Source organism: Paenibacillus sp. JT22N15, from assembly GCF_059383755.1.
Genome location: NZ_JBXENV010000004.1, coordinates 195,930 through 213,662, shown reverse-complemented (window position 1 = coordinate 213,662; position 17,733 = coordinate 195,930). Strand labels below are relative to the sequence as shown.

Genomic DNA, 17,733 nt, shown 5'->3' with positions numbered 1-17,733 from the left:
TACAGCCGTAAATTCAATGCGAGAAGCACATTTCATCCGATAAATCTGGGTATTAGGGCCCGAGCCAGCCCCATAACGCATAAACGAGCCCAAATGCGATAAAACCGTGCAGCAGCCTTGCGAGCATAAGCGGCTTGTAGCGCATATCGGTTTTGCTGACGAGGCTGGCCACCTGGGCGTGGACGGACAAACCTCCCCATGACAGCACCCATGCTGCGATTGCCGTTTGATGCAGCAGACCTGTGCCAGCTTCACCGGCGGCGCGGGCGCCAAGGGTTACTTCGAACAGGCCGAAAATGGCGGCATCGGCGAGTGCTGCCGGAAGCCCGAACAGCTCAAACAGCTGCCGCAGCATGGCAGCGAGCATGGTGATCATGCCTGCTGACGTCAGCATTTCCATAATGACGGAGAAAAAAACAACGAGGCCGCCGACGACGATCATTAATCGCAGAGCAGACTGAATCGCCTCTTGCAGCAGCTGGCCGAGGCCCCGTCCATCGAGCAGGCGAGCCTCGTGCATCGCCTTCAGCGCGTCCGCAAGGCGCGAACGGCGCAGCGAGCGCGAGTGCTGCGAGTGTTGTGAGTGCTGTGAGTGCTGCGAGTGTTGTGAGTGCTGCGAGTGCTGTGAGTGCTGCGAATGCTGCGCAAACGCTGTCGTATGCAGCGGATGCTGTACCGGGCCGGGCCTTGCGCCGAGCTCGGACAGGGTGCTGCTGCGCCGAGCCTCGGTAATCGGGGCATGCGGATCGTGGAAGCGCATGAGCAGGCCGATGATGAGCGCGCCGCCATAATGGGCGGCCGCAAGCACGGGCGCCAGAGCGACATTGTGGAAGAAGCCGACCGATACGGCGCCGATCAGGAAGATGGGGTCGGAAGTCGTCGTAAAAGCGACAAGCCGTTCTCCCTCTGTGCGGTTGATGAGCTGCTGCTCATAGAGCTTGGCTGTCAGCCTGGCCCCAACCGGATAGCCGGATATATAGCCCATCGCCACAACGAAGCTGCCAATACCGGGAAGCTTGAACAGCGGGCGCATGAGCGGGTCCAGCAGCTTGCCAAAAAAATGGACGATGCCAAAGCCAAGCAGCAGCTCGGAAATGACGAAGAAGGGGAACAGGGCAGGAAACAGCACCTGCCACCATATCGATAAGCCTCTTAGGGCAGATTCCAGCGCTTCATTCGGAAATACGGCCATTAACAGGGTGAGGAACACAGCAGCTAATCCTGTTAGGGCAGCGGGATGCGAGAGCGTGCGCAGCATGGTCAAGACCTCCCCTCAAAATGACGCTTCACAGTCAAAGGGACTTGTCCCGGAAAATAGGCAAGCAGCCCGTAGATCTGGCAGAAGTCCTTTTATCATCTTTATGCAGAAACTAGGACATCCATCACTTGCAAAGGAGGAAAAGCCTATAAAAATATTTTTGGTCCCGGAAAGAAAACGCTTGCAAAAAGGGTAGACGCGGGATTATTTTATGGTACAATGGAATTACCTTTGAATGCTTGGAGTGATGAGAATGAGTATAATCGCTGGCATCCTCGTCTGTGCTTTCGTCTATGTAATTAGGGAATCGCTTACAGCACCAGGAGAAGAGGACTACGAAGGCTACCAATAAATTAAACCTAATCCTTTTACAAAGCCCGCATAGGTATATGCGGGCCTTTTTTCATATAACGGGATTGTACATCTATGTGCTGGAGCTCAACTATGAAGGCTGTGTGGGTGTGGGTGCAAATCCGATCCAAGCGGGCTTATTCCAAATAACGTTCAACTTCAAGCGACGCAAGCAGCAAGGGGCCTATACCCATATAATGGTCAGATACGACCGCCTCAGAAATGTAATACTCGAAGGAGCCATTGCGATCTTTGCTGAGCCCCGCGCCATGGCAAATTTGATGAAGGTGGACGCCTTGGCTATCCTCGGTGACCAAATGGCGGATAATCCCTTCGTACCCTTTCAGCATGGCACCACGCAAGCCGGGCTCCAAATAACGTAGACGCAAGCCTTTAGCCATCGCGTAGACGAACATGATTGAGCCTGTCGCCTCCAAATAATTGCCTTTCCGTTTTCCTTGATCAAGCACCTGATACCATAAGCCGTTGTCTTTATCCTGCACGTCAACAAGCGCAAGGCACATCCGCTGAAAAATGCCGATAAGCGTACCGCGTTTCGGGTGATCAATCGGGAAATGCTCCAGACAATCGACCAAAGCCATCGCATACCAGCCCATCGCCCGGCTCCAAAAATGCGAAGACAGGCCGGTATGCGAGTCTGCCCATTCCTGCTCCCCGGATTCATCCCAGCCGTGATACAGCAGCCCCGTGCGCTTGTCGCGGGTTTTGCGCTCGACAAGCAGCAGTTGATGCGCAACCTCATCCAGCAGCTCCGGGCGGTCAAACACTTTCGCATATTCCGCCAGAAAAGGGGAGGCCATATACAGCCCATCAAGCCACATTTGGAATGGGTACACTTTTTTATGCCAGAAGCCGCCCTCGGAGGTGCGGGGCTGGCTAATCAATTGGGCAGCCAGTGTATCGGCGGCTATCGAGTAGCGTTTTTCACCCGTATTCTCATATTGAAAAAATAAATTTTTGCCCTGATTAATCTGATCCAGGTTGTATTCCTCCAGCGTATAGGAGCGTATCGCTCCGTCTGCTGCAATATAGTGATCCATATGGAGCTGCATGAAATGATAATATCGTTTATCGTTCAGTTGAATGCCCGCACGGGCCATCGCCATCAGCAGCATGCCGGGAACATAGGCCCAACGCTCCATTGGATAATGGTGAAAGCCGTCCGAGCCGCATTGGCTCATGATGGTATCAGCTATTTTACCCGCCCATCCTGTCAAATGAACCTGTTGTTGCTCCGTCATCGTTACGATCCCCTCCTGCAATTGTCGTTTGCTCCAGCAGCTGAGTTCGCAGCCAGGCGTAAGCAGCTGCTCCGTGAATTTCATGTCCTCCATCAAAAAAGACAGCTTGCACAGCATCTGGCGCCCCGGCGGCGCTATATATGCTGAGCAACTCGGCGTATGCCTGCCGTGCAGACTGCTGCGGGAATAAGTGGTCAACAGCCCCTGCTTCCAGAAAAAGACCGCGCGGCGCAATGAGTCCGAGCAGCTCAGGCATTTCCGCTTCCAGCAGCACGCCAGGAATATAATTGTCCAGGCAGTGATTGCGTGCCAAAATACTGTCCGCAAACAGGCTTGCATAACCGCTGACTACGGCGCAGCGGATTCTGTCGTCCAAAGCGGCCGTAAAGCCCGCAACAAGACCGCCGCCGGAAATGCCCATAATGGCGATGTTATTGGAATCCACATCGCCGCGTTCCTGCAAATAATCAATGACTCTCGAAGTCTCGTAGACGCGCAAGCCTGCAAGTGTGCGCCCCGTAAGCAGCAAATGCACAGCTAGCATGAAGCAGGAGTTTTTTGCAGGCGAGTCTGCGGCTTTATCCTCATCCAGCCTGCGGTCGCCGAAGCCGAGCAGCTCAGGAGCTGCGACCACATACCCTTCTTTTACAAGCGCTATGGCAAAATCTTTATGCAAGCCCGGGGCGCCAGAGCGTTCCGAGCCATCCGGGGCAAGTCCGACGATTTCCCGGCTGCCGTATCCGTGGCCGTGGCAGGCAATGACAGCCGGAGCGGGCTGCGCCGCGGGATTATCCGGCAGCAGCACATACATGGCCATCCGCAGTCCGTCCGTTGTGGCGATTTCCACACGTTCCCGTATATAGCCATCGCATTGTGTTCGTTCCAACAAGCGAGGCTCCAGAGGCTGATGTTCGTTCAGAGCGTAAAGGCCAAGCAGCTGTCCAAACGAAGCCTTAACCGTTTCCCGGCGCTGCTCGGGATTCGCAGCAGCACGGGCGGACTGTCTATTAGCAGCTGCCTGCTGGACAAGCGATTGCAAATATTGCTCAAGCTTTAAGGACATGCTGTTGCCCTCCCTCTTTAATCGTCCTATTGATCAGTAGCCTTCGGGATGCCAGCCATCAAGGATGGCAATGATGCGATAGTTGGCCGCTTCGTCTGCTTCAAGCTGCCTGGACCAAGAAACGCGCGCTCCCGCAGCTGCTCCTTCGCCAAAGCTGCCAAACTCTTCATAGCGGCTTGTAGCTTCACGATCCGGCTGCCCCCAGTTATGCCAGCCTTCAGGTGTGATCGAGCCGTCTATCGATGTGCGGATGAATGCAACATGGGCATAGGGCCGCCATGGCCTGCCTAAATAAACATCCACAACTCCTTCGGCTCCGGTAATTTTGCAATCGAGGAATACGTAGCCGAACGCGGCATCCTCGGGCGTCGAGGCGGCCGTAATATAGCCTCGGGAGCGTTTGTTATGCAAGTGGCAGCTTTCAAATACAGCCGTCGCTGCCCCGAAAATATAATCGACATCGCCCTCAATGTAGCACTCGCTGTAATATTGCTTGCCTTTGCCCGTATACAGCGTATCCTGATCGCCCAGCAGCCTGACGCGGCGGAATACAGCTTGATCGGCATCGACGAACGCGGCTACAGCCTGGCCTGTGCCGGGCCCCGAGGCGTTGCGAATCGTCACATTTTCCGCTGTGAATGCTTCTGCCCATACATTTAAAGTGCCTGAACGAAACGTTCCGAGCGGCTCCCCGTCCGGTCCCAGCGTATGGGCATTGTCTGACCAAGTAATAATCGTTTTCTCGCTGTCTTCGCCGAGCAGCAGAATAGGCGGGGCAGTGGCTGGAATCGTGATCTTTTCCTCATAAATTCCCGGCCTGATGCGAATCGTGACCGCTTCGGCACATTCTGCCGGAATAGAGTCAATGGCCGCCTGCAAGCGGCTGTAATCAGCCTGGTCTTCTTTGGATACGGTAATCAGCATAGCGAGCGCTCCTTTCAAATAAGCGAAGTTTTATCTATAATGGGAGGTATTATTGTGAACCTTGTTTCCATACGGAGGAATGCCCATGACCGCGTCTGCGTCCGATAGCCTCAATCCGAAATATCATATGGAAGACGGCAAGCTGAGCATTCAGCATATGAAGCGCAAAGGCGCCACCGCGATGCCTCGTCCACACAGCCATGCCTCGGTCGAGCTGTACTACCTGCTGGATGGCGAGCGTGTCTATTTTGTGGACGGGCAGGTGGTTACCGTGCATAAAGGCGAGCTTATTATGATTGCCGGGCATGAAATTCATGCGACGGCCAGCTCCGAGGTAGCGGAATTTGAGCGAATCCTCATTAATTATGACCCTGTCATTTTGCCGCAAGCATTGCAAAAGCTGGAGCTGCTGCTTCATGGGCGAGGGTTTCGCGTCTTCCCGCTTTCGCTGCGCGAGCAGGGGGAGACGGAACGTCTCCTTAACAAAATGCTGGATGAAAGCCGGCAGGAAAAGCCATTTTACGAATCCTATTGCCTATCCTTGCTGGCGGAGCTGATCATTTTGCTAGGCCGCTTCGAGAATACGGCAAGTCGGTCAAATCCTTCTCGTTACTCGCTGCATAATAAAGTGTCTGAAATCGCGACTTACGTGCGTGAGCATTATCGTGAAGCCGTGACGCTGGAGGATACGGCGAAGCATTTTTATTTGAGCAGCTCCTATCTCAGTCGAATCTTTCATAAGCTTACCGGCTTCCGCTTTCGGGAATACATCATTCACATCCGGGTTCGTGAAGCGCAGCAGCTGCTTGGCGGTTCCCGCCAGAAAATTCAGGAAATCGCGTTAGCTGTAGGCTTCGAGCATTTATCCCATTTCAATAAGACGTTTAAAAAAGCGACCGGCCTCACGCCGATGGAGTACCGCAAGCAGGCAAAAAACGGACAAGCTTCGCCGCCTCAGCCTTTTTAAGGGAGGTGCTTCGCCTGCGAGCCTCTATTGCCGTCCTTTTTTACGCCAATGCTACTCAACGATCGAATGGTTACATTGATACAGCTGAACCTCGGAGAGCGTTGACGTATGAAGCTTCAATTTCTCCAGCTTTAAATGATCGGCATAGCGGGCGATTACCCCGTTAACCGCTGTTGCCTCGAGCCCATCAACCGTTAAGCCGCTTAGCGGCAGCTCGGGAAGCCCGTTTATGAGCAAAGCTGTCGCAGCTCCGTGGCAGGTCAGCTCGCGCAGTGTAATATTGCGGAAGACGGGCGTTTCCTCTGTCACCTCAAAAAGCTGCTCATCGCAGCCCTCCGAGCCTTCCACCCCGGCATAAAAGAAATGAAACGAAATGGCCTCGCGCACAATATCCGCCATTTGAATTCTTTCCATGACAATATCTTCAACTACGCCGCCGCGGCCGCGAACGCTTTTGAAGCGCAAGCCAATATCCGTGCTGATGAACTGGCAGTCAGAGGCATATACGGCTTTGACGCCGCCGGACATTTCGCTTCCGATTACGATGCCGCCATGGCCATGGTAGACGGTGCAATGCCGGATCGTTACGAATTCGCAGGGCAGTGCCCGTTTTCTGGCCTCCTCGCCCTTGCCTGACTTCAAGCATATAGCGTCATCGCCAACGTCGAAGGTGCAATGCTCGATGAGCGAGTGGCGGCAGGATTCCAGATCAAGGCCATCTCCATTTTGGGAATGCCAAGGATTGCGAACGTTCAGCCGCCGGATTGTTACCTGCTCACAGTTATACAGGTGCAAGCACCAAGCGGGGGAATTTTGAAATGTTGGCCCATCAAGCCTTACCCTAGAGCAGCCGCGCAGACTAAGCAAGGTGGGACGGAGATAGGCTCTTGCAGGCAAATACGCCTCGCAAGTCGTCACGCCACGCTGGTGCAGCCCATGAGCAAGTGCTTCTCCTTCCATCGCCTCAAGCGACGGCCACCACATATCGCCTTCCTCATTAACGGCCCCGCCGGATTGAAGCAGCCCATTCCATTGGTCATTCGTCAGCTTAAAGCGTTTGACCGGACGCCAGCCCTGTCCGCCCCCATCGAAAATGCCCTCACCCGTAATCGCGATGTCTTCCAGATTCTCGCCATCGAGCGGCGCTTGGCAGCGAACAGCCGATTCTCCTTCAAAATGCGAGGCCACCAGCGGATACAGGTCAGCCTCTGGCTCAAACATAACCAGTGCGCCTTGCTGCGCATGAAGATCGATTCGGCTATGCAGACGCAGCGGCCCGGTCCGCCATAGGCCCGGTGGAATGATCACTCGGCCGCCTCCCGCTGCGGAGCAGGCGTCGATCGCCTGCTGGAACGATGCGGTACACAGCGTCAGGCTGCCCGGCGCAGCTCCAAATTCCGTTACGAGGAAGCTTTTGTCTGGAATAGTCGGCAATGCCGGAAGCGGATATCGCATCTTTTCCGTAGTATCCATTCGTCAAGCCTCCTGCCTAATCTGCAATCGGTTCGTAGCTGAACCAGTCAAAATCCGCAAAATGTGTGCGATCTGCATGGGTGCAGGCAGCATACATCCCCATATAGGCGCCCGTAAAACCTCCGGCCTTATCGGTGCTGAGTAGGGTACCATCTGCTGCTTCGCCAAGCAGCAGCCAATTTGGCGACCCGGCTTCACGCCAGAAAAAGCTATAGCTTTGGCCATGCGCCTCGGCCTTCAATTCTAGATGGCTTCCGCTGTAAGGAATGGAGGCGAGCACGGTTTCTTCCCCTTGCCTCCGCTCGGTAAGGCGGATTTCCGAGCTTCCATCATAGCTGCCATATTCTGCGCGGAACTGGAAGTCGGCATTTTGCAGCAGGACGATGCCGGCGACATCGCCAGCTTGCTCTGGTGCAAAGTTCATGGTGGTCTGAGCACGGAAATTCATATGCTGCTGTCTGCGTCCGACGAAGGAAGGGTTGCTGTCAGCAGCGATGGAGTCCGGCTTCAGCTTAAGGCGCAATGAGCCCGGATTTTCTGTGAGACTCCAGAAATCGCCGCGCGGGGTGCGAATAAAGTTCCAGATCGGCGAGAGCTCCGGCTGGTCGAAGTCATCACGCGCCGGCAGCTGCGGCCATAGCGTCTCCGGCAAGCTTGGAGCCAAAGCTTCCAGCTCCAAAATTCCTTTGCCTGGATTGACGACCGGCCATTCCCGCTCCCAAACAACGGGCACAAGGAACGTTTCACGCCCCAAATTGCGATAATAGCCGCCATACGGCCTGGAAGCGAGACAAAGCATCCACCAGTCTCCATGCTGGGTTTCAATTAACTCGCCATGGCCGACATTGACAATCGGATAGCTGCGGCCCAGATGGCGATGAGTGAGAATCGGATTGCCCTTATAACCTTCATAGGGGCCGGCTACCGATTCGCTGCGCGCAATCGTAATCGCATGGGTATGGCCAGTTCCTCCCTCAGCGATCAGCAAATAGTACCAGCTGCCGATTTTGTACAAGTGAGGGCCTTCTTGGGCGTGGGCCACCTTCAGTGCGCCTTGCCAGATGCTCGTCTTCGGTCCGACCAGCTTACCGCTCTCCAAATCCAGCTCTTGCAGCCAAATGTCCATATGCTTCGGATAAAGCTGCCCTTCTGGGGGGAAGCGGTTCCCGGTATAATACACCTTGCCGTCTTCATCAAAAAACAAGGAAGGGTCTATGCCCGGCGCATCCTCCAGCCATACGGGGTCCGACCAGCTTCCGGCGGGATCGGTTGCGGTGACATAGAAGTTATGGCATTCCTTGTTGTTGTCTACAAAGGTCGTAATCATATAATAGGTCCCGTTATGATAGCGCAGCGTTGGCGCCCAAATGCCCCTTGATGGAGCAATTGCATCCAAATTGAGCTGGGAAGGACGATCAAGCACATGTCCAATTTGCCGCCAATTGACGAGATCCTTGCTGTGAAAAATCGGAACTCCGGGGAAAAACTCAAAGCTTGATGTAACCAAATAATAGTCTTCTCCGACGCGTATCGCTGACGGATCGGGATAAAAGCCGGGTAGAACAGGATTTTGGAATGTGCGCATGCTATTTGCCTCCTAGCAGTAAATAAAATGTAAGCCCATACAAGTATAGATCAAAAAAACATCATAATCTTGAAACATTCATGCTCAATTTTATATTTTTTATATATTCTTGTCATGGTTGTGCTAGTTTCAGCTGATAAGGCAGTTAACTTTCCTTGAAGAAATGTGTATAGTGGAAACTATAAAGGGGCGATAGAGATGGCAGGAGAGAAGCAACTGCAAGTCCGTTTTTTTATGAGCTTAGCGCTGATTTCGATTTGCTCGGTGCTCGTTCTGTCCACGGTACTGTTTTTCTGGTTCCGGGAAAAAACGATAGACAATGTCAATAAAACGAACGAGACCGTCCTCCTCAATACAGAGACGGTATTTATGAAATATATGGACATGGTGCAAAATTACACGATGGACTTTTACCATAATCCGAACATTTATACCGTTATGCAGAGCGGAGACAACAGTTGGAGCGAACAGCTCTATAGTGCGCTTAGCCAAATTCGCGGCACGCTGACGATCAACAATTTTATTGAAAACGCTTATATTTTGGGGCCGGGCGCTCCCGTCATGATGTTCGAGAACAATCCGCTTGGCAAGGCGGCAAAGCAGGAGCTGTTCGAACGGGTTCGGGACAGCGAAATTAGGCAATCCCCGTTTGTCTGGAATGCGACGCTGAATAATGGGCAAAGCGAAACGATGATGACCATTTTTTATAATGATCGAGCTTTCAGCAGCAGCGAATACAATGGTGCCATCGCGATGACGATCAACCTGAGGAAGCTGCAGGAAAACTTATTTAATACGAGCAATGAAGGAGATACGCGCTATGCGGTTCTAAATGCAGACCGAATTGTGCTCATGCAGAGCAACTCTTCGGAGGAAGCGTTCGATAGCAGGCTGCTGCAGCAAATTGTGTCTGTACAAAGCAAGGAGGGCACGCTTGTATGGAAAACAGACGGCGGGGACAAAAAACTGATTACGTATCATCAGTCGCAAAATGGAGGGCTGTGGTTTATTTCGGAAACCTCCTATAAAAACAGCGTCCGCGACATTGCAAGCGCCCGCAATCTAATGGTCGGGCTTTGCCTGGTGCTGATCGCTGCTGCTTCAGCTATCGCTGCCTTTGTGTCCTATCGCATGTATAAGCCAATCGGTACATTGTTTGGGACGATACGCAATTTGTCCGACGATCGGCTTGCTTTCCCGCATGGTGGTGGTTTTGATGAAGCGAACCGGGAGCTTGAGAAAATTGGGCATCGAGTCAAGGCGCTCAAGCAGGAAAACGAAGACAGCGCGCTGCTGCGCTGGCTTACGTCGCCTTACCGGGCTGACGAGCATGTGCCTTCTGCACTGCCGCCGATAAATCAGACACGTGACAATGGGACATTTTGCGTGGCCGTTCTGCATATCGGTTTGTCCAGCGGAGATGGCAGCCTGCCTGCGACAAGGTGGAGAGAACATATCCGCGGTTTGCCAGAGCTGACTGAGCAGCTGTTTGCTGGGACGGGCACCTGCCGCGGCTTCTTCCCGCATCATGAAGCCGCCGTTCTCATTGTCAGCGAGACGGAGAACGGCAGCTTTGGAGATTATGTAACGTTCCGCGAACGATGGGAACAGCTATGTGGCTCCATAAGGCAGTGGGATGGGGCTGCATGCTCCATTGGCATAAGCCGTCTATCTGCCGATTCCTTGCAGCTGAAGCAAATGTACGACGAAGCCAGCAACAGCCTTCAATATATAAAGCTGCATGAGCATTTATCTCTCAGTTTTGCAGATGACATCATTCATTTGAACAGCAGCTCCGTTCCTGACAGCACGCTTGAATTTGTGCTTCAAGCGGTCAGAAGCCAGGAGCGCGAGCTGCTGCCAAAAGCGGTCGAGCGTTTGCTTGCAGTCGCATGCAGCTACAAAGTAGAGCAGGCGACGGTTGCGTTGTCCAGACTAGCTTCAGATCTTCAGAAAATAGCGGAAACCGGCCTTGCCGAAAGCATGCCGAGGCATACGGATTTCCTGGATCATTATCAGCGCATCTGGCGTATGCGAAGCTACACGGAGCTGCGAGCATGGCTGGAGCAGCTGTGTGTTGAGGCATATGGGAAGCTGAATGAAGTAAATACAGTACAAACCCGCAATTTGGCTAGTGAAGCCATCGCGTATATCCGCAGCCATTTCGGTGACCAGACGCTTTCCTTGAACGGTCTTGCAGAGAAGCTGACGATTAGTCCGCCTTACTTGAGCCGCCTGATTACAGAAGCGACGGGCAGCAGCTTTCCCGATTTTGTCAATCTGGTTAGATTGGAGCATGCTCGCAGCCTCCTCATTGCCGAGCTTGAACTCGACATCCGTGAAATTGCTGAAAAATCAGGCTATAACAGCAGCACCTATTTTACAACGCTGTTCAAAAAACGCTATGGCGTAACGCCATCCAAATGGCGCCTGAATTATATTTTGCAGAAGGGAAATTGAAGATATGGCGGGGCGAGCAAACGGAAAAAGGGGGCAGAAAATACGGTCCTTCCTCAATCGAGGAAGGACCGTATTTTCTATTTCAGCTTCGCTATCTACCCTGAAAAGCCGCATTTCTAGGGCTTTTTTTTATTTTTTAAGGGATTTCACTTTTTTTAAGCCTGCCCATTTCGCACTGTTTAAGCGTTTTCATTTATTTGTGATTGCGCTTTCATTTTGAGCGGGGCTATAGTGGACCCACAGACCGAAACTAAAACCAGAGGGAGTGAAACATCATGTCAGACGAAGCTATTCAGCTTAGCAAAGCAGCAGGCGGAAGGCGACGGTTCAAGTCGCTGCGCAATGACAGCTCGCTGTTTCTGCTTGCGCTGCCTGGCGTTATTGTACTTGTACTATTCGCCTATCTGCCCATGAGCGGGCTCATACTCGTATTCAAAAACTACAATTTCAACGGCGGCATATTCGGCAGTCCTTGGGCAGGCTTCGCAAACTTTGAATTTTTCTTCTCAAGCATGGACAATGCGATCCGCGCCACGCGCAATACCGTCATGCTGAACGTATTGTACATGCTTACGGGTACGTTTTTCTCAGTAGCCATCGCGATCGTGCTGAATGAGCTGAGAGGCAAGCTTTTTATCAAAATTACGCAAAGCGTCATGTTTTTTCCTTATTTTATTTCCTGGATCGTCATTGGGGCGATATTGTTTTCCTTCCTCGACTTTGACAAGGGGGTCATGAACCGCCTGCTCGAGGCAGTAGGTATGCAGCCTGTTGACTGGTACTCCAATCCGTGGCTGTTCGTAGTTGTGCTCGTGCTTGCGAATATTTGGAAAAGCGCGGGCTATGGCGCCATCATTTATTATGCGGTGCTGCAAGGCATCGATCCTTCTTATTATGAGGCCGCGCGAATAGATGGCGCCTCGCGCATACAGCTGATTACGCGCATTACGCTGCCTCTGCTGATTCCGTCGATCATCCTGCTTACTTTGCTTGGAATCGGGGGGATGCTCAAGGGCGATCTCAGCATGATTATGGGCGTCACCTTCCTGAATCCGCTGCTGCTTCCGACTACCGACATTATCGACGTGTATGTATACCGTACAGCCATCCGCTCCGGCGAATTCGGCTTCGCTTCAGCTATTACGCTGTATCAGTCCGTCTTCGGGTTTCTGCTCGTGCTGATCGCAAACAAGCTGGCTGGATGGTACGACAAGGAAAGCAAACTATTTTAGGAGACATGTGATATGGCTAATCAAGAAAACAAAACGCTCATTATCTTTTTTTATGCCTGCATCAGCCTATTCGCCCTTATTTGCCTCATTCCGTTCGTAATGGCCGTCTCCGGCTCATTCTCGACAGAGTCGAGGCTCGCAGCGGAAGGTTATTCCTTCCTGCCTCGGGGCTTCAGCCTAGACACGTATGCCTTTATGTTTGGCTCGAAGGCGGAGCAAATTTTGCAAGCGTATTTGACGTCCGCAGTCGTTACGGTGCTCGGCACAGCGTCCGCCGTACTCGTTACGACAGCCTACGCCTACGTTATATCGGTGAAGGGCTTCCGCTACCGCAACTTTTTCGCCTTTATGGCTTATTTTACGATGCTGTTCAGTGGCGGCACGCTGCCTTGGTATATTTTAGCTACGAAATATTATCATCTGGACAATACGCTTGCTGGTTTGTTCGTTCCTTACTTGCTCAACGTGTTTCTTATGTATTTGCAGGCCAATTATTTCAAAAGCATTCCGCATGAAATTATCGAATCCGCTCAAATCGACGGTGCGGGCCATATTCATATCTTTTTCCGTATTATGCTGCCGCTTGGACAGGTTGGTCTTGTGACGATCTCCCTATTTTATGCGCTGCAGTTCTGGAATGATTTCTACTTGCCGCTGCTGCTTGTTTCGGAGGAGAGGCTGTATACGATCCAATACATGATGTACAACATGATGGCTAACATTCAATATTTGGCTTCTGGAAACAGCGCGCAAATTGGCGGCGCTATCGTTGCCCCTCCTCTGGAGACGGCCAAGATGGCGATGACCTGTCTGACCGTGCTGCCGATCGCGATTTTGTATCCGTTCCTCCAGCGTTATTTCGTAAGGGGAATCATCGTCGGTTCCGTCAAGGGCTGATACGGCTTTTTGCGGTTGTACATGGTATGATGGACGAATTCCTTTATATTAGATCAGCGTCCATGTTGCCATTGAACAATATACAAACATAAAAACAATACAGGAGGGTTCACACATGGTAAAGAAACGCGTATGGTCAGCTCTGCTCTTGGCAGCGCTGCTGCTTGTCACTGCCTGCGGCACGGGAAGCAATAACGGGAATGAATCTGCATCGCCTGCTAATGGCACAAATAATGAAAGCGCTGGCAGCGGGCTTAAGCCGGCCAAGCTCAAAATCGTCCTTTACGGCGACGAGTCGAACCGCATGAAGGAGCTTTCCAAAGCAGAATTTAAGGATCTGATCAAAAAAGAAATCAACGCCGACATTGAATTTCAGTTTCTGCCCTGGACAGAATACGGCGGCGGGAAAACTGATTTGATGCTGTCAACCGGCGAGGATTTTGCAACTTATACGGATACGAATTATATGGTCAAGTCCGTAGCAAAAGGACTTTATACCGATCTGACGCCATTTATGGAAAAAGCGGCTGGCGATCTGAAGAAATCGATTGATGACAATTCCTTTACGGCCTTCCAGCTTGACGGCAAGCAGTATGCGGTTCCGGTAGGCAATAAGCCAAACTCGGGGGAGTTCTACAGCGTGCTGGCGCGCCAGGATTTGCTGGAGGAGGTTGGAATGACCAGCCTTTCATCGTTGGCGGAGCTGGAGCAATTTTATGACAAAGTCCATGCGAAGCATCCTGAGCTGATTGGCTTTGCAAGCACGGACGCCCGCAGATTGCTGATGTACGAATATACGGACAAAAATTTGTTCTGGCAAAATGATATGCTCGCTATTGATGAATCAGCCAAGGATGACAAAGTGATCAGCTGGTTTGAAAGCGAGGAGTTCAAAGCGTATGCCGCGATAATGAAGGGCTGGTACCAGAAGGGCATTATTCCTAAATATGCTGCGACTAACCTGCCTCAATTGCAATCCGATTGGAACTCCGGCAAGGCGATGTTCTGGGCTGGAACGGCAGCGCGTCCGTTTGAAGGCGCGGCTTCGATAACGCAGGCTGTTCCGACAGCGAAGCTTGCCAACTATTTTTTGAACAAGGATCAGCCAAAGATTAGCCGTGGCACGTATAGCACCGCATGGTTTGTATCGGCTAATGCTGCTGATCCCGAGCGTTATGTGATGTTCTTCAATTTGCTTCAGAAAAATCAGGAGCTGTACGATTTGTTCGCGTATGGCATCAAGGATAAGGACTACACGCTTGATGAGAGCGGCAGACTGACACGTACCACTACCGATTCGCTTATACCGGATTGGCTGCTGATGAATAAAAACTTTATGCGTTTCGACAATACGGTTCCAGAAGACTTTATTGCCCAGTATAAAGCATGGGACGATGATGCGATTATTTCGAAGGGTGCAGGCTTCAACTTCGATAATACGCCAGTCAAAAACGAGGAAACCAAAATCAATGGCGTATTCTCGGAGCTGTTGTCGCCAATAGCCAGCGGCTTCCTGGACTACGATACGTATTTCCCGAAAGCATTGGATAAGCTAAAGGCCGCAGGCTTTGACAAATACAAGGCGGAATACCAGAAGCAATTTTCCGCATGGTACGCTGCCAAGCCGTAAGGCAGTCTGTCTTATGGGAAGCAGTCGAATAGTGCAAGGCGAGTTAGGAAAGAGAAAGGCGGTACAGCTGCTTACACGAGCGCTGTACCGCCCTTTTTATGTGCAGCCTGCTTTACGGACTTGCCAGCTGCCCTGACTCCAAGCGCCGCCGATTCATGAATACCAAGGAAATTGCAATTACCGTAAGGATAATGCCAAGCACTCGAAATCCCCCAGCGTTGAACGCACCTCCCATTACGATGCTTATCAGTAAGGATGAGAGAATGGTCCCCAAATATCTTGATGTATTAAACAACCCGGAAGCTACACCAATGATTTCTCTAGGAGAGCTTTGGAACAAAGCGGCTTGCATGCCGACATTATTCAACCCGTTGCTAACACCGAATGCGGCTAAAGCGAAACACACACTAATAACTGGTGAAGAAGCATCCAAGGTCATGATCCAAATGGACCCCAGTGCCATCAGTATTGCAGATACTAGCAAGGCGGGGCGAGGACCTGATTTATCGATCCATCGTCCTGCTATTGGAGAAACAACGAGCGAGCATAAACCCAAGCTTAGCATGAGGATGCCTGTATGGAATTCATTGATATGACGTACCATTTGCAAGTAGGATGGAAGCCCGAAAAAGATCGAGTAAAAAAGCAGGTTAACGAGCATAAATTGGACGTTGACCCAAGTCATCGCAGGATATTTGGCGAATGCGCGCAAAGGAATAAAAGGGGATGCTGCCTTTAGCTCGTGTCGTACGAAAGCGACCAGCAGCGCAAGTCCTGCAAGCAAGGCAATGACATTCCAAGCGGAGACGTGCCCTACTGATTTTGCTGACAGCAAGCCAACGAGCAGCGCAACCAGACCTGCTGTGAAGAGCACTATCCCTGGCGCATCCATCAAAGCAAACCATTTACGGAAGGACATGTCCCGAGTAACGGTTGTTGGCGGCTGGTCATTTGGAATCGTCCTCCAAGCTAATAGAAAGCTTGCTACTACGAACGGAATATTGACGAAGAAAATCGCATGCCAATCCCACCAGTGAATCAAAACTCCGCCAATAAAGGGGCCGATTGCCGCCGCTCCTGAAAGGAATATGGACATAACGGACAGCGCAGTCGCTTGTTTCTCCGTAATATGAATCCGTACAATGGCCATGCCAACCGCAACCATCATGCTTGTTCCGATTGCTTGTACAATGCGAAACACGATGAGCAGCCCAAAGCTTTGCGATAGTGGAGCTAATAAAGAAGCAACGAAGGCTACAACAAGCCCCGTAAGAAATATTTTCTTGCGACCGAATAAATCGCTGGCTTTTCCCATCACAGGCTGAGCGACAGCACTCGCAATGTAGAATACAAAAATAATCCATGAAACATCTGTAAATGCAAGGCGGTACACATCCTGCAGCCTTGCAATAGCAACAGCAATCATTGAGGAATTTAATGGGTTCAAAAGCACACCCAGTCCAACGGAAATCAATAACCATCTGTTGCGAACATTCATTTTTGGTCACCCCCAACGTGTATATTCTCATCGTACTTGAAATCGCTTATTCATTCCAACGCATTTTATGTTATGATTTCATTCACTTGAAGGAATGAGTGAATGAATGGAGGGCGGAAATGGAACTTCTTCAATTGCAATATTTTATCACAGTGGCTCGATTGGAACATATGACCGAAGCAGCCCAAAGCTTGCACGTTACGCAATCGTCATTAAGCAAAACGATTCAACGCTTAGAGGAAAATCTAGGGGTCCCTTTATTCGATCGAGTTGGAAGGAAGCTGCGGCTCAATGAGTACGGAAACCGCTTCCTTCAGCGTGCAGAAAGGGCTTTATTTGAATTGGAACAAGGGAGGCAGGAGCTTAGCGATTTATCCAGCCCGGAGCATGGCGCCTTGAAATTGGCGGTGACCGCCGCAAGTACGCTGCCCCATATCCTTCGCGAGTTCCGAAAAAAGCGGCCCAATCTCCAATTCCATGTGCAAATGCTGACTACGCAGGAAATGGTAACGCTTCTGCATAGAGGAGAGGTCGATTTTTGCTTGTCGTCCCCTCCTATAAATGGAGATGACATTGAATGTGAAATCGTGTTCATGGATCCCATCCTCGTAGCGGTTCCAGTGGGGCATCGGCTGGCAGACCGAAGCAGCATATCCTTAACAGAGCTAAGAAATGAATCGTTCGTCGGTGTGAAAAAAGGCTATGGGACCCGCGATTTGGTGGACTCTGTTTGCCAATCGGTTGGATTTGCCCCTCACTATGTGTATGAGGGCAATGAACCTGCAAGGCTAAGCGCACTGGTGGAAGCCGAGATTGGCATCGCCTTCATACCAAGCACGGCAAGGAATTCACGGGAAGCTATCAACTATGTCCAAGTAGAAAAATACGAATTGGTTCGGGAGATCGCTTTATTGCGGCACAGGACTCGGTACCTTTCCCGGGCTGCACTGGAATTCCGCGAGGTTGTTATCGAGTACTTTCGGGGGCTGTCCGAACAGAGCATTTAATCAGATGATTGATCACGAATTCGCCGTTTTTAGAGGGGGATAACAAAATAAAAGCAGGCCTATTTATATTATAATAGTCTTATGGCCCAGTACGAACCGGGACTATTAGGTTGGAAGCAAGGTGAT

13 protein-coding genes are annotated in these 17,733 nt (G+C 51.4%); 6 read left to right on the top strand and 7 right to left on the bottom strand.

Annotated features, from left to right (window positions below; genetic code table 11):
- Positions 1-52 precede the first annotated feature (52 nt).
- The 4 genes from AC50X8_RS09485 to AC50X8_RS09470 form a co-directional block, all read right to left on the bottom strand.
- Positions 53-1,258, bottom strand: a complete 1,206-nt coding sequence (locus AC50X8_RS09485) for a nucleoside recognition domain-containing protein (protein ID WP_494879477.1) — start codon at positions 1,256-1,258, stop codon at positions 53-55.
- A 488-nt stretch (positions 1,259-1,746) separates the two neighbouring features.
- On the bottom strand, positions 1,747-2,871 hold the full coding sequence (locus AC50X8_RS09480; protein WP_494879476.1) for a glycoside hydrolase family 88/105 protein: 1,125 nt from the start codon (positions 2,869-2,871) through the stop codon (positions 1,747-1,749).
- A complete protein-coding gene (locus tag AC50X8_RS09475) occupies positions 2,828-3,934 on the bottom strand; it encodes a dienelactone hydrolase family protein (protein WP_494879474.1) in 1,107 nt (368 codons plus the stop codon). The genes AC50X8_RS09480 and AC50X8_RS09475 overlap by 44 nt, the downstream gene beginning before the upstream one ends.
- 33 nt (positions 3,935-3,967) lie before the next feature.
- A complete protein-coding gene (locus tag AC50X8_RS09470; protein ID WP_494879473.1) occupies positions 3,968-4,858 on the bottom strand; it encodes a pectinesterase family protein in 891 nt (296 codons plus the stop codon).
- An 85-nt stretch (positions 4,859-4,943) separates the two neighbouring features.
- On the opposite strand from AC50X8_RS09470, the gene AC50X8_RS09465 reads away from it, so the two are divergent.
- Positions 4,944-5,825: a helix-turn-helix transcriptional regulator gene (locus AC50X8_RS09465; protein WP_494879471.1), complete on the top strand. Its 882-nt coding sequence runs from the start codon at positions 4,944-4,946 to the stop codon at positions 5,823-5,825.
- A gap of 51 nt (positions 5,826-5,876) precedes the next feature.
- Here AC50X8_RS09465 and AC50X8_RS09460 read toward each other — a convergent pair whose 3' ends face one another.
- Positions 5,877-7,298 carry a glycoside hydrolase family 28 protein gene (locus AC50X8_RS09460; RefSeq protein ID WP_494879470.1) on the bottom strand — a complete coding sequence of 474 codons (1,422 nt, stop codon included), beginning with the start codon at positions 7,296-7,298 and terminating at the stop codon, positions 5,877-5,879.
- A gap of 16 nt (positions 7,299-7,314) precedes the next feature.
- Complete coding sequence (locus AC50X8_RS09455; RefSeq protein WP_494879468.1) at positions 7,315-8,883, bottom strand: glycoside hydrolase family 43 protein; 1,569 nt, start codon at positions 8,881-8,883, stop codon at positions 7,315-7,317.
- A 198-nt stretch (positions 8,884-9,081) separates the two neighbouring features.
- Here AC50X8_RS09455 and AC50X8_RS09450 point away from each other — a divergent pair, with 198 nt between their 5' ends.
- From AC50X8_RS09450 to AC50X8_RS09435, 4 genes are all read left to right on the top strand, one after another.
- A complete protein-coding gene (locus AC50X8_RS09450; protein WP_494879467.1) occupies positions 9,082-11,343 on the top strand; it encodes a helix-turn-helix domain-containing protein in 2,262 nt (753 codons plus the stop codon).
- A gap of 275 nt (positions 11,344-11,618) precedes the next feature.
- Positions 11,619-12,575: an ABC transporter permease gene (locus tag AC50X8_RS09445; RefSeq protein WP_056041257.1), complete on the top strand. Its 957-nt coding sequence runs from the start codon at positions 11,619-11,621 to the stop codon at positions 12,573-12,575.
- Between the two features lie 12 nt (positions 12,576-12,587).
- Complete coding sequence (locus AC50X8_RS09440) at positions 12,588-13,472, top strand: carbohydrate ABC transporter permease (RefSeq protein WP_056041258.1); 885 nt, start codon at positions 12,588-12,590, stop codon at positions 13,470-13,472.
- Positions 13,473-13,587: 115 nt separating this feature from the next.
- Positions 13,588-15,102, top strand: coding sequence for a DUF3502 domain-containing protein (locus AC50X8_RS09435; protein ID WP_056041260.1), 1,515 nt, complete (start codon positions 13,588-13,590; stop codon positions 15,100-15,102).
- A gap of 112 nt (positions 15,103-15,214) precedes the next feature.
- Here the strand turns inward: AC50X8_RS09435 and AC50X8_RS09430 are convergent, their stop codons facing one another.
- Entirely contained in the window at positions 15,215-16,600 is a 1,386-nt protein-coding gene (locus AC50X8_RS09430) for an MFS transporter (RefSeq protein ID WP_056041262.1), read from the bottom strand.
- 119 nt (positions 16,601-16,719) lie between these two features.
- On the opposite strand from AC50X8_RS09430, the gene AC50X8_RS09425 reads away from it, so the two are divergent.
- Positions 16,720-17,607 (top strand): LysR family transcriptional regulator, encoded by an 888-nt coding sequence (locus AC50X8_RS09425; RefSeq protein WP_056041264.1) that lies wholly within the window; start codon positions 16,720-16,722, stop codon positions 17,605-17,607.
- Positions 17,608-17,733: the final 126 nt, after the last annotated feature.

Coding starts and splice junctions, on each gene's coding strand:
- AC50X8_RS09485 (WP_494879477.1), bottom strand. CDS start 1,258: ATGCTGCGCACGCTCTCGCATCCCGCTGCCCTAACAGGATTAGCTGCT.
- AC50X8_RS09480 (WP_494879476.1), bottom strand. CDS start 2,871: ATGACGGAGCAACAACAGGTTCATTTGACAGGATGGGCGGGTAAAATA.
- AC50X8_RS09475 (WP_494879474.1), bottom strand. CDS start 3,934: ATGTCCTTAAAGCTTGAGCAATATTTGCAATCGCTTGTCCAGCAGGCA.
- AC50X8_RS09470 (WP_494879473.1), bottom strand. CDS start 4,858: ATGCTGATTACCGTATCCAAAGAAGACCAGGCTGATTACAGCCGCTTG.
- AC50X8_RS09465 (WP_494879471.1), top strand. CDS start 4,944: ATGACCGCGTCTGCGTCCGATAGCCTCAATCCGAAATATCATATGGAA.
- AC50X8_RS09460 (WP_494879470.1), bottom strand. CDS start 7,298: ATGGATACTACGGAAAAGATGCGATATCCGCTTCCGGCATTGCCGACT.
- AC50X8_RS09455 (WP_494879468.1), bottom strand. CDS start 8,883: ATGCGCACATTCCAAAATCCTGTTCTACCCGGCTTTTATCCCGATCCG.
- AC50X8_RS09450 (WP_494879467.1), top strand. CDS start 9,082: ATGGCAGGAGAGAAGCAACTGCAAGTCCGTTTTTTTATGAGCTTAGCG.
- AC50X8_RS09445 (WP_056041257.1), top strand. CDS start 11,619: ATGTCAGACGAAGCTATTCAGCTTAGCAAAGCAGCAGGCGGAAGGCGA.
- AC50X8_RS09440 (WP_056041258.1), top strand. CDS start 12,588: ATGGCTAATCAAGAAAACAAAACGCTCATTATCTTTTTTTATGCCTGC.
- AC50X8_RS09435 (WP_056041260.1), top strand. CDS start 13,588: ATGGTAAAGAAACGCGTATGGTCAGCTCTGCTCTTGGCAGCGCTGCTG.
- AC50X8_RS09430 (WP_056041262.1), bottom strand. CDS start 16,600: ATGAATGTTCGCAACAGATGGTTATTGATTTCCGTTGGACTGGGTGTG.
- AC50X8_RS09425 (WP_056041264.1), top strand. CDS start 16,720: ATGGAACTTCTTCAATTGCAATATTTTATCACAGTGGCTCGATTGGAA.